The organism is Klebsiella sp. G-Nf4 (assembly GCF_002810615.1).
Classification (GTDB): domain Bacteria; phylum Pseudomonadota; class Gammaproteobacteria; order Enterobacterales; family Enterobacteriaceae; genus Klebsiella; species Klebsiella variicola.
Genome location: NZ_PION01000001.1, coordinates 1104787 through 1116447, shown reverse-complemented (window position 1 = coordinate 1116447; position 11661 = coordinate 1104787). Strand labels below are relative to the sequence as shown.

At 59.2% G+C, this 11661-nt stretch carries 11 protein-coding genes; 5 read left to right on the top strand and 6 right to left on the bottom strand.

Annotated elements, in window-relative coordinates:
- Positions 1–163 precede the first annotated feature (163 nt).
- A complete protein-coding gene (msrB, locus tag CWM57_RS05480) occupies positions 164–577 on the top strand; it encodes a peptide-methionine (R)-S-oxide reductase MsrB (RefSeq protein ID WP_061154948.1) in 414 nt (137 codons plus the stop codon).
- Between the two features lie 43 nt (positions 578–620).
- On the top strand, positions 621–899 hold the full coding sequence (locus CWM57_RS05475; protein WP_004203787.1) for a YeaC family protein: 279 nt from the start codon (positions 621–623) through the stop codon (positions 897–899).
- A gap of 96 nt (positions 900–995) precedes the next feature.
- Here the strand turns inward: CWM57_RS05475 and yajD are convergent, their stop codons facing one another.
- From yajD to sppA, 5 genes are all read right to left on the bottom strand, one after another.
- Positions 996–1340, bottom strand: a complete 345-nt coding sequence (yajD, locus tag CWM57_RS05470; RefSeq protein ID WP_002901254.1) for an HNH nuclease YajD — start codon at positions 1338–1340, stop codon at positions 996–998.
- 159 nt (positions 1341–1499) lie between these two features.
- Positions 1500–2753: a glycoside hydrolase family 18 protein gene (locus tag CWM57_RS05465; protein WP_100675734.1), complete on the bottom strand. Its 1254-nt coding sequence runs from the start codon at positions 2751–2753 to the stop codon at positions 1500–1502.
- Positions 2754–2924: 171 nt separating this feature from the next.
- Positions 2925–3566, bottom strand: coding sequence for a bifunctional nicotinamidase/pyrazinamidase (gene pncA / locus CWM57_RS05460; RefSeq protein WP_100675733.1), 642 nt, complete (start codon positions 3564–3566; stop codon positions 2925–2927).
- Between the two features lie 9 nt (positions 3567–3575).
- Positions 3576–4595, bottom strand: a complete 1020-nt coding sequence (ansA, locus tag CWM57_RS05455; protein ID WP_061154945.1) for an asparaginase — start codon at positions 4593–4595, stop codon at positions 3576–3578.
- A gap of 138 nt (positions 4596–4733) precedes the next feature.
- Positions 4734–6587, bottom strand: coding sequence for a signal peptide peptidase SppA (sppA, locus tag CWM57_RS05450; RefSeq protein WP_008807623.1), 1854 nt, complete (start codon positions 6585–6587; stop codon positions 4734–4736).
- Between the two features lie 165 nt (positions 6588–6752).
- Here sppA and CWM57_RS05445 point away from each other — a divergent pair, with 165 nt between their 5' ends.
- Positions 6753–7304 (top strand): NAD(P)H nitroreductase, encoded by a 552-nt coding sequence (locus CWM57_RS05445; protein ID WP_008807622.1) that lies wholly within the window; start codon positions 6753–6755, stop codon positions 7302–7304.
- Between the two features lie 248 nt (positions 7305–7552).
- Here the strand turns inward: CWM57_RS05445 and phoC are convergent, their stop codons facing one another.
- Positions 7553–8299, bottom strand: coding sequence for an acid phosphatase PhoC (gene phoC, locus CWM57_RS05435; RefSeq protein WP_074386160.1), 747 nt, complete (start codon positions 8297–8299; stop codon positions 7553–7555).
- Positions 8300–8524: 225 nt separating this feature from the next.
- On the opposite strand from phoC, the gene selD reads away from it, so the two are divergent.
- Together selD and CWM57_RS28020 are read left to right on the top strand one after the other, a co-directional pair.
- Entirely contained in the window at positions 8525–9568 is a 1044-nt protein-coding gene (gene selD, locus CWM57_RS05430; protein ID WP_074386159.1) for a selenide, water dikinase SelD, read from the top strand.
- A 4-nt stretch (positions 9569–9572) separates the two neighbouring features.
- Positions 9573–11519, top strand: a complete 1947-nt coding sequence (locus CWM57_RS28020; protein WP_074386158.1) for a DNA topoisomerase III — start codon at positions 9573–9575, stop codon at positions 11517–11519.
- Positions 11520–11661: the final 142 nt, after the last annotated feature.

Sequence of the window (11661 nt, the reverse complement as noted above, 5' to 3'; positions counted from 1 at the left end):
GCGGAATTTTAAAGGGCATTTAAGATAAAAACGTGATTTAAGTCACAATTATCTGGCTGCCTGTTGGCACCGCATAAGTTTAGAACAAAAGTGCACGCTTCATTGTTAATGTTTTGTTAGAATTGGAGCGAAAGTTGTCCATTGCAAAGCGAGATATAAGCCCATGGCGAATAAACCCTCCCCGGAAGAGCTGAAAAACGGCTTAAGCGAAATGCAGTTTTACGTGACGCAACATCATGGCACGGAACCGCCTTTTACCGGACAGTTGCTGCACAACAAGAAGAATGGCGTGTATCACTGCCTGGTGTGCGATGCGCCGCTGTTTAACTCCCAAACCAAGTACGACTCCGGTTGCGGCTGGCCGAGCTTCTACGAACCGGTGAGCGAAGAGGCCATTCGCTACCTGACCGACAACTCGCACGGCATGCAGCGCATTGAGATCCGTTGCGGAAATTGTGATGCCCATCTCGGCCACGTGTTTCCGGATGGCCCGCAGCCGACCGGCGAGCGCTATTGTGTGAATTCGGCGTCGCTGAGCTTCACTGATGAGCAGAATGGCGAGCAGATTAAGGGTTGAAGAAACGATTCAGCAAATTATTCCAAGCGGAGTGGAGCGGAAGATGGATATTGAGCAAATTATCGACAGTATGACGCCGGAAGTTTACCAGCGTCTGGCGACGGCGGTGGAGCTGGGAAAATGGCCGGATGGCGTGGCGCTGACGCCGGAGCAAAAGGAAAATAGCCTGCAGCTGGTGATGCTGTGGCAGGCCCGGTATAACACCGACGCCCAGCACATGACCATCGACACCCGCGGGCAGATGGTGATGAAGAGCAAACAGCAGCTGAAGGAAGATTTCGGCATCGTGCCGAAGCCGATCGCCACCGTTAAGCTGCAATAAACCGCCAGCCGGCGGCGCGTGGTTCCGGCGTCGGGGTCACCCCGCGCCGGACGGCGTCAGCGTGAACGACCGCGCGCAGCGGCCGAACCGGTCTGCTTACTTTTTGTTCATCATCGCTTTCAGATCGGCAAACGGATTGTAGGTAGCCTCGCCGACGCTCTTTTGCGCATCTTCGCCCGCCACCACCGTGGAGCCATACTGATCGGCTTCGGTGTACTTGGAATGTTCGTGATCGTGACAGTACAGGCACAACATCTCCCAGTTGCTACCATCTTCCGGGTTATTGGAGTGGTCGTGATCGATGTGGTGCACCGTCAGTTCGCGTAGATTTGAATAGACAAACTCCCGCGAGCAGCGTCCGCACACCCAGGGAAAAAGCTTGAGCGCCTTTTCGCGGTAACCCACTTCCAGACGCGCGTAATTTTTGGGGATATAGGCCATGGCCCCCTGCCTCCTGTCAAACGGTTAAGCTGCGCCAGCGCGTGGCGCAGCGGATAACAGGCATCATAACCTATCCCGGGCGGCGCGATATACCTGCATTGCAGGCGATGTTGCCTGCGTCACGCAGCCCGAGGGGGGGATGGGGTGGAACCGTCGCGGTTAGTGTTTGATCCCCAGCGATTCCGCCAGCTGACGGGCCAGCTGATTCTGGTCATCGGCGCCATATTCCCAGAACATGGCCCCGGCCAGGCCCTTCGCCTTGATATAGTCCGCCTTAATGGCCACCGAGCGCGGGTTCTCATACGACAGGGCGAACAGCGGCTTGCCCTCCGCCGACTGCACTGACAGCCACGGAACCTTCGCTTCATCGTCCCAGTGCTCGGTAAAACGCTTCTGCGGATCGTTGAGCAGTTTGCTCACGATATCGTTGTATTTCACGTAGGTGTCTTTGCTCAGGTCATAGCCCAGCGAGGCAAACAGCGCGATCTGTTGTGGCCCAAAATAGGGTTGGGTGACCGGATTGTTTTGCGCATCCGCTTTCGTCCAGTCAATCCCCGGCTCGACAGCCCGTTTCGGTACCCGGCCATAAAAACCAATCCCGAGGTTCATCTGGCTGGGTTTAAGCCCGGCGGCCAGGTAATTGTTGACCACAAAATCGGCGCTGTATTTATCAGCCGCGGCGACCGTCGGCCAGTGGCGGGAGTCATACAGGTTCGAGTTGAAGTACTGCGTGCCGTAGGCCATGTCGTAGGTCATCAGGTTGATGTAGTCGAGCGATGGCGCAATCGCTTTAACGTCCACCCAGCTTTTCGGGCTTTCTGCGTTAGCCCCCACGGCAATAGTCACCAGTTTCTTCGTACCAAACGCTGCGCGCAGCTCTTTTAACAGCGCGGTAAAGTTATCGCGATCGGCCGGTTGACTGGCAACCAGCCCCCAGGCGCCGTTGACCGGAAACTCCCAGTCGAGGTCAATCCCATCCAGACCATATTTTTCAACTATTTCCTGCGCAGACTGAATAAACACCTTCCGGGTTTCTTTGCTTGCCGCCGCGCCGGAGAATCCGCGCGCCCCCCAGCCGCCGACCGACAGCAGGACCTTGAGGTCCGGGTTCTGTTTACGCAGGGCCGGGAGCTTTTGCAGATCCTCCTGCACCTTCGGCGACAGCCAGATCTCGTGCAGATGCGCAGGATCCTTCAGGGCCGCATTGGTCTCGTCTTTTTCATCGTTATAGATAAGACCAAACGAGTAGTTGAGATGCGTGATCTGCCGGACGTCCAGCTTATCGATATCGCCGCCCGGCCCGGCAGTGACGTCGCCGCCGCCGTTGAAATAGCCGACGGACATCAGGGGTTGGGCAGAGAGCGCAGAAGCGCAAAGCAGGGGCAAGGCTGCCAGCAAGGGCAAACGTTTCATGGTGGTTCCTCTTTGACATATAAAAATAACCACGCCACGGAAATGGCGTGGCGAAAAAACAGCCTTGCCAGACTACCAGCAATAACCTGTTGAAACTGCGAGAGAGTTCAATTTATGGACGATAGCGAGGCGGCAGAAGAAGACCCGGCGCGAGGGCGCCGGGAGAGAGGATCAGGCCTGAGATTCCCGCCAGTCATCGAGGGTATACAGCGTGGCGCCCGCGGCGGCCATCTCCATAAACGCCTGGCTGCTGTCCTGCGGCTGCAGATTAACGCCGCGACAGCCGTCGATGATGACATTGACCGTATAGCCCAGCGCGAGGGCATCCAGCACGGTGAATTTGACGCAGTAATCGGTGGCGAGGCCGAGCACGGTCAGTTCCACGATGCCCTGGCCGCGCAGCCAGCCGTCCAGTTCAGTTTTCTGCCGGTGACCGTTGTCAAAAAAAGCGCTGTAGCTGTCAATGACCCGGTTTTGCCCCTTATGGAACACGGCGTTGATCGCCTGCTGTTTGAGCAGCGGATGCAGCGCCGTGCCTTCGCTGTGCTGTACGCAGTGATCCGGCCAGAAGGTCTGCGCCAGGCCGTCGAGTTCGCCCTGGGTGTAGGGTTCCACCTGGTGCTGGCTGGCGAAGCTGCCGTGATCCGCCGGGTGCCAGTCCTGGCTGGCGACGATGGGCTCGCCGCGCGCCAGGCTCCAGTCGATAAGCGCATTAGCCACCTCGACGGTACTGTCGCCTTCAGGAACCGCCAGCGCGCCGCCGGCGCAAAAGTCGTTTTGCAAATCAACCAGTAACAGCGCTCGATGTGCCATACGTCCTCCTTAAGCCTCGTCGGGGGTGAGTTCGCCACGCAGATTTTGCTGCATCGCCGCGCGAATGGCGTCAACATCCAGCTGCTGGCTAAGCAGATAGTGTAGCTTGGTCAGCGTCGCTTCCACCGTCATATCGAAACCACTGATGACCCCCGCCTGGGCGAGGGCGTTGCCGGTAGCATAGCCGCCCATGTTCACTTTCCCGGACATGCACTGCGTCAGATTGACCACCACAATACCGCGCTGGCTGGCTTCCGCCAGCACCTGAATAAACTCGCCATTCTGTGGGGCATTGCCGACGCCATAGGAGCGGAGGATCAGCGCTTTCACCGGCTGGCGCAGGAAATTGCGCACCACGTCGGCGGAGATGCCGGGGTAAATCGTCACCACGCCAATCGGCTGCGGGGTGATGGGGTGCACGATAAGCTCCCCGCTGCCCTGCGGCGCCGGCGGGGTACCGAGACGGCGAATATGGATCCCGGCTTCCAGCAGCGGCGCGAGGTTTGGCGAGGCGAAAGCGTCGAAGCCGTCGGCATGGGCTTTAGTGGTGCGGTTGCCGCGAAACAGTCGATTGTTGAAGAACAGCGCCACTTCGTTAATCGGATAGTTGGCGGCGACGTAGAGGGCGTTGAGCAGGTTAATCTGACCATCAGAACGCAGCTCGGCCAGCGGGATTTGTGACCCTGTCACAATGACCGGCTTGCCAAGGTTTTCCAGCATGAACGACAGCGCCGAAGCGGTAAACGCCATGGTGTCGGTACCATGGAGGATCACAAAGCCATCATACTCATCGTAATGGCTGCGGATATCGTCGGCGATGTGCTGCCAGTCCTCAGGGGTCATATCGGATGAATCCATCAGCGGATGGTATTCATGGATCGTGAAGTCCGGCATCTCCGGACGATGGAACTCAGGCATCAGCGCCAGCTGACGCTGCAGATGGCCGGAAACGGGTACATAGCCGTGTTCAGAGCGCTGCATACCGATGGTCCCACCGGTGTAGGCAACGTAAATCGATTTTTTTTGCATAGCATCGCTTAGGTTGGTCGTAGACAGGCGCAGTATAAAGAGACGCAGGAAAAAATACAGTGTTGGCCGCTCGCTTTGTGGCGGCGCTGGCAGGTGCGGGAAAAAGGCTGCCCCGGGAGACGGGGCAGCCGCTGCGTATTAACGGATGTTGGCGCAGGTCAGGCAAAAGGCATAGCGGTTCTGCGGGTCGTTAAACGCCGCCAGCTTGTCGCTCTCCGCTTTCACCGTCTCGGCCGCCGCGGCGACTGGTGCAGGCAGCCAGGCCTGAATGGCCGCAGGCAGCGAGGCGCGTACCGAGCCGGTCAGGCTATCCAGCACCATCGAGAAGAAGGTCGGCTCTTCCTGATAGTAGTTGAGGTGCCAGGTTTTCAGCTTCGCCAGCTCGGCGGCTTTAGCCACCGCATCGTCGAAGTCGCCGAGGCTGTCGACCAGGCCGTTGGCTTTGGCATCTTCCCCGGTCCAGACGTGTCCCTGGGCAATCTGGTCGATTTTCTCCGGCGTGCTCTTACGGGCGTTAGCCACCAGGGTGATAAAGCGCTGATAGCCATTCTCAATGCTCAACTGCATCAGCTGCTGCACTTCCGGCGGCAGCGCTTTGGTGCTGGAGACATCCGCCAGCGGCGACGTGGCGACGCCGTCGGTATGGACGCCAATCGACCCGAGGGTATTTTCCACGGTGTTGATTACGCCAAAGATGCCGATGGAGCCGGTGAGGGTGCTCGGGTTCGCGACGATGTAATCCGCTGGGGTGGAGATCCAGTAGCCGCCAGATGCAGCCATGCCGCCCATCGAGACCACTACCGGTTTACCGGCGGCTTTGGCTGCCGCCAGCTCTTCACGGATAATTTCTGAGGCGGTCACGCTACCGCCCGGGCTGTTAACGCGCAGAACGATGGCCTTAATTTTCGGGTCGAGGCGCGCATCGCGAATTTGCGCCGCCGTGGTATCGCCACCAACGTTGCCCGGGGTCTCCTCGCCATCCATGATGGCGCCGTTGGCAAAGATCACCGCAATGGCGGAACCTTCGTCAGACGGTGTCTTCACGTTGTAGTCGTAATAGCTGATCGCCCGGTAATTGTTATCCGTTTTGCTCCAGCCAAACTGTTTGGTCAGCGCCTTTTCCACTTCCGTGGAGGTCGCCAGCTCATCCACCAGCTTATTGTCCAGCGCATATTTTGCCGTATCGCCGCCCACTTTACGCAGGCCATCGATAATGCCCTGGGCGCCCGGGAATAGCTGCTGGGCGGTGATCTGGCGGTTGGCGGCAATGGTGTTGAGGTAGTTCTGCCACAGTTCGCCAATCCAGCGGCTGTCCGCCTCGCGGGCGGCAGGGGACATATCATCGCGAATGAAAGGCTCGACGGCGGATTTATAGGTGCCGACGCGGAAGACATGGGTGGAGACCTTCAGCTTATCCAGCAGTGATTTGTAGTACAGCCCATTGGTGGCGAAGCCGTGCAGGTCAACCTCGCCCTGTGGTGAGAGCCAGATTTTGTTGGCAAAGCTCGCCAGGTAGTACTGGCCCTGGCTGTAGCTGCTGCCGACGGCATAGACCGGTTTGCCGCTGTCGCGGAACTCACGCAGCGCTTTACCTATGTACTGCATGGACGGCTGATCGCCGCCGACGAAGTTTTTCAGATCCAACACAATACCGGTGATATTGCGGTCATCTTTCGCCTGGCGAATGGTCTGCACGATATCGAACAGAGAGTTCTCCTGCAGACGGTCCGAGCTGGCGCCAAACAGCTGGCGGCCAATTACGCCGAGCTTGCTGCTGGCGGAAGGTTTATCCACCACCACGCCGGTAATATCCAGCAACAGCGCGCCGCGCGCGGCATGTTCGCTGGTAGTGGTGCTGAACTGGCTCCAGATACCGATACACACCAGCACCAGCACCAGGAAGATCGCATTCAGAGCCAGTTTGCGAATAAAGTTGAGTATCCGCCACGTCCATTTAAAAAAGCTGGCAATCAGTCGCCAAAGGGTTCGCATGTCTTCTCCCTAACGTTATCTAAAAAGGGCAGGCCGCAGGGGCCGCCGCGTCTGGCTATCCTAAAGAGTGAGCCGTCGGTTGTCAGCAGGAATCACCGACCACGCTGTAACAAAATCCTTGTGCATGTTAATTTTATGAAAAATGACATCACAGGAGTTATACAGATGGATGCTCTCGATCTACTGCTTAATCGCCGGAGCGCTTCTCGCCTGGCGGAACCTGCCCCGGCTGGCGAACAGCTGGAAAACATTCTGCGCGCCGGGCTGCGCGCCCCGGATCATGGCACCCTGCAGCCGTGGCGCTTTTTTATTATCGCCGATGACGGCCGCGAGCGCTTCAGCCAGCTGCTGGAAAAAGGGGCCACAGAGGCCGGCCAGGATGAGAAGGGAATAGAGAAAGCCCGCAATGCGCCGTTCCGCGCGCCGCTGATCATTACCGTAGTCGCGCGCTGTGAAGACCACCCGAAGGTGCCGCGCTGGGAGCAGGAGATGTCCGCTGGCTGTGCGGTGATGGCGATGCAGATGGCGGCCCTGGCCCAGGGATTCAATGGCATCTGGCGCAGCGGAGCATTGACCGAGAGCCCGGTGGTGCGGGCCGGCTTCGCGTGCCGCGAGCAGGATAAAATTGTCGGCTTCCTCTATCTGGGGACGCCGCAGCTAAAAGCCTCAACCACCATTGCCCTGCCGGATACCGCGCCGTTTGTGACGCGCTTCTGAGTCGGTGCTTGTGATGCCGGGTGGCGGCTGGCGCCTTACCCGGTCAACGCATCCGGCTCTGACTGTCTGTAGGCCCGCGCAAGCGCAGCGCCGCCGGGCGATGGCATCAGGCTTGGAGCCGCATCTATGCCGGGTGGCGGCGTACGCCTTACCCGGCCTACAACCCCTACCATTCGAATCAATCGCGGTTTTTGTAGCCCGGACAAGGCGCGCCAGGCGCCGCCTCCGGGAGTTCAACGGCGATGACGTTACTTCTGCGTTTTGGCGAATTCGTCTTTGGCTTTCTGCAACTGCTGCTGGAAGGCCGGGTTGGTGTGCAGCGTAGCGACCACTGCGGAGCCGACGATGCGCGCCGCATCGACATCGCTCTGCCAGTGATAGCCGCAGATCACCCGGCTCTCGCCGAGCTCATAGCCGCGCTTCAAAATTTCGTTTTGCCGTTGCGGGTTGATCTCCGCCAGCACCAGGGCGGTGGCCCAGCCGATAGAGGTATGCCCGGACGGGTAAGAGCCGTTTTTCGACAGCTTGTCCTGCTCGGTGGTGTTGCAGGTGGAGACGCCATAGAACGCAAACGGACGAATGCGCATGTATTTCTCTTTCGCCCCGCGGGTCGCCAGATCGCCGGCGTCTTCAATCATATTGGTCAGCAGTTTGTGGAGCTGAGGCGCGTCTTTCTCGGTGATTGGGGAGCCAAAGGCGCTGGAGAAGGCGTTAGCCACGCCGCCCGCGCTGAGGTTGGCATCCTCTGCCGCCAGCTTCCCGCGCTCGGTATTGCGCAGCAGACGCCCCTGCTCATACATCGCCTGATCGTTTAAGAACGCGATACTGCCCACCGCCGGTGGCGGCGGCAACAGCGCCAGGCTGTCGATGGCCTGGGCGTTGGTCAGATAGTAGAGATCGGGCTTGGTGGTGACATCGTTCCCGGGGGGAACCAGAGCAAAGGCGCTAACGGAGAAGAAACTGGCCAGGCAAAGGGCAAGAACACGCTTTTTCATTAGAATTTCCTTACGTCATAATCAGTCCAGAGAAGACAGCGCTGTGTTGTCACATTTCTGTCATCTTTAAGTAAAAGTGAAAATGGTCGGGAAAAAATTGTCGCATCTCGCAAAAACGGCTTTTTGTCTGCTTAATGAGCAACCATACGCGATTTCAGACTGTCGTACTTACCACCCTGACGTTTGGGCGCTAACATAGCGGGATTGCAATGACAGGAGATGTCCATGAGCGAGCAAGCCATTCGTTTAACGCAATACAGCCACGGAGCCGGTTGTGGTTGTAAAATTTCCCCGAAGGTGCTGGAAACCATCCTGCATAGCGAGCAGGCGAAGTTTGTCGACCCGAACCTGCTTGTCGGCAACGAAACCAGCGATGATGCTGCCGTCTATGATCTTGGTAACGGCACGTCAATCGTCAGCACCACCGATTTCTTTATGCCGATTGTCGATAATCCGTTCGACTTTGGCCGCATCGCTGCCACCAACGCCATCAGTGATATTTTCGCCATGGGTGGGAAACCGATTATGGCGATTGCTATTCTCGGCTGGCCGATCAACACCCTGGCGCCGGAAATTGCCCGTGAAGTGGTGGAAGGCGGGCGCTTTGCCTGCCAGCAGGCCGGGATCGCACTGGCGGGTGGCCACTCCATTGACGCTCCGGAACCGATCTTCGGTCTGGCGGTCACCGGCGTGGTGCCCACCGAGCGCATCAAGAAAAACAGCACCGCGCAGGCGGGCTGCAAACTGTATCTCACTAAACCGCTGGGCATTGGCGTACTGACCACTGCGGAGAAAAAATCGCTGCTCAAGCCAGAGCATCAGGGACTGGCGACGGAGACCATGTGCCAGATGAACCTCGCCGGCGCTGCGTTTGCCGCCATCGACGGGGTGAAGGCGATGACCGACGTTACCGGCTTTGGTCTGCTTGGCCATCTCAGCGAGGTGTGCCGCGGGGCCGGCGTGCAGGCGCAGCTGCGCTATGCCGATATCCCGAAACTGCCGGGGGTGGAAGCCTATATCGCCGCCGGTGCAGTGCCGGGCGGCACCGGGCGCAACTTTGCCAGCTACGGCCATCTGATGGGTGAGATGCCGGCGGAGTGGCGTGACCTGCTGTGCGATCCGCAGACCTCTGGCGGCCTGCTGCTGGCGGTAACCCCGGAAGCGGAGGCGGAAGTACAGGCGGCCGCGGCGGAGTTCGGCATTAAGCTGGCCGCCATCGGCGAGCTGGTCACCGCCCGTGGCGGACGACCCATGATCGAGATCCGTTGATTCGATGCGGTTGTTTATTGCAGAAAAACCGAGTCTCGGTCGGGCGATCGCCGATGTGTTGCCTAAACCGCACCGCAAAGGCGATGGCTATATTGAGTGCGGCAACGGGCAGGTGGTCACCTGGTGTATCGGCCACCTGCTGGAACAGGCGCAGCCGGACGTCTATGACAGCCGCTATGCCCGCTGGAATCTCACCGACCTGCCGATTGTGCCGGAGAAATGGCAGCTACAGCCCAAACCCTCGGTCACCAAACAGCTCAATGTGATCAAGCGCTTGCTCGGCGACGCCGAGCAAGTTATCCATGCCGGCGACCCGGACAGAGAAGGGCAGTTGCTGGTAGACGAAGTGCTCGATTACCTGCAGCTGGCGCCGGAGAAGCGTCAGCAGGTGCAGCGCTGTCTGATTAACGATCTCAATCCGCAGGCGGTGGAGCGGGCGATCAACCGCCTGCGCGCCAACAGCGAGTTCGTGCCGCTCTGCGTGTCGGCGCTGGCGCGGGCGCGCGCCGACTGGCTGTACGGCATCAATATGACCCGGGCCTACACCCTGCTGGGGCGTAACGCCGGCTATCAGGGGGTGCTCTCCGTAGGGCGGGTGCAGACCCCGGTACTTGGCCTGGTGGTACGCCGCGATGAAGAGATTGAAAACTTCGTCGCCAAAGATTTCTTCGACGTGAAGGCGCATATCGTCACGCCGCAGGAAGAGCGCTTTGTCGCCACCTGGGTGCCGAGCGAAGCCTGCGAACCTTACCAGGATGAAGAAGGGCGTCTGCTGCATCGTCCGCTGGCCGAGCACGTGGTTAAACGTATCGAAGGCCAGCCGGCGCTGGTGACCGCCTATAACGATAAGCGCGATTCCGAACCCGCACCGCTGCCGTTCTCGCTGTCGGCGCTGCAGATTGAGGCGGCCAAACGTTTCGGCTTCAGCGCGCAGAACGTGCTGGATATCTGCCAGAAGCTGTACGAAACCCATAAGCTCATTACCTACCCGCGTTCGGACAGCCGCTACCTGCCGGAAGAGCACTTCGCCGGCCGCCATGCGGTGCTGAATGCGATTGCTGTCCATGCGGCGGACCTGCTGCCGCAGCCAGTGATGGATCCGGAGATCCGCAACCGCTGCTGGGATGATAAAAAGGTCGATGCGCACCATGCGATTATCCCGACCGCCCGCAGCAGCCAGGTCAAGCTCACCGATAACGAAGCGAAGGTTTACCACCTGATCGCCCGGCAGTATCTGATGCAGTTCTGCCCGGACGCGGTGTTCCGCAAATGCCAGATTGACCTCGAGATCGCCAACGGTAAGTTTGTCGCCAAGGCGCGTTTTCTGGCAGAGGCTGGCTGGCGGACGCTGCTGGGCAGCAAAGAGCGCGATGAAGAGAACGACGGCACGCCGCTGCCGGTGGTGGCCAAAGACGATGAACTGCTGTGCGAGAAGGGCGAAGTGGTGGAGCGTCAGACGCAGCCGCCGCGCCACTTTACCGATGCCACGCTGCTGTCGGCGATGACCGGGATTGCCCGTTTCGTACAGGATAAAGATCTGAAGAAGATCCTCCGCGCCACCGACGGTCTCGGCACAGAAGCGACCCGCGCCGGGATTATCGAGCTACTGTTTAAGCGCGGTTTCCTGACCAAAAAGGGGCGTTATATCCACTCATCGGATGCTGGCCGGGCGCTGATTCACTCCCTGCCGGAGATGGCCGCGCGCCCGGATATGACCGCCCACTGGGAATCGGTCCTGACGCAGATCAGCGAAAAGCAGTGCCGCTATCAGGACTTTATGCAGCCGCTGGTGGGGACGCTGTTCCAGCTGATCGATCAGGCGCGGAGCACGCCAGTGCGTCAGTTCCGCGGCCTGGCCGCGCCAGCCGGGGCGAAAAAATCGTTCACTAAAGGTAAAGGCAAGCCGAAAGGGAAAAAAGCAGCAGACGATGCTGCGCCGCCGCCGCAGTAACCCGCCGGTGGTCGCGAGGATGTGAATCCCCGCGGCCACCGCTTCTCCGCCAGCCAGGTCAATGGTCTACACTAAACAGCCGGGCAGGGCTTGACGACTTTTCCCCCTGAATGCGTCTTCGCGCTTCCCGATATCATTGCTC

Coding starts and splice junctions, on each gene's coding strand:
- msrB (WP_061154948.1), top strand. CDS start 164: ATGGCGAATAAACCCTCCCCGGAAGAGCTGAAAAACGGCTTAAGCGAA.
- CWM57_RS05475 (WP_004203787.1), top strand. CDS start 621: ATGGATATTGAGCAAATTATCGACAGTATGACGCCGGAAGTTTACCAG.
- yajD (WP_002901254.1), bottom strand. CDS start 1,340: ATGGCCTATATCCCCAAAAATTACGCGCGTCTGGAAGTGGGTTACCGC.
- CWM57_RS05465 (WP_100675734.1), bottom strand. CDS start 2,753: ATGAAACGTTTGCCCTTGCTGGCAGCCTTGCCCCTGCTTTGCGCTTCT.
- pncA (WP_100675733.1), bottom strand. CDS start 3,566: ATGGCACATCGAGCGCTGTTACTGGTTGATTTGCAAAACGACTTTTGC.
- ansA (WP_061154945.1), bottom strand. CDS start 4,595: ATGCAAAAAAAATCGATTTACGTTGCCTACACCGGTGGGACCATCGGT.
- sppA (WP_008807623.1), bottom strand. CDS start 6,587: ATGCGAACCCTTTGGCGACTGATTGCCAGCTTTTTTAAATGGACGTGG.
- CWM57_RS05445 (WP_008807622.1), top strand. CDS start 6,753: ATGGATGCTCTCGATCTACTGCTTAATCGCCGGAGCGCTTCTCGCCTG.
- phoC (WP_074386160.1), bottom strand. CDS start 8,299: ATGAAAAAGCGTGTTCTTGCCCTTTGCCTGGCCAGTTTCTTCTCCGTT.
- selD (WP_074386159.1), top strand. CDS start 8,525: ATGAGCGAGCAAGCCATTCGTTTAACGCAATACAGCCACGGAGCCGGT.
- CWM57_RS28020 (WP_074386158.1), top strand. CDS start 9,573: ATGCGGTTGTTTATTGCAGAAAAACCGAGTCTCGGTCGGGCGATCGCC.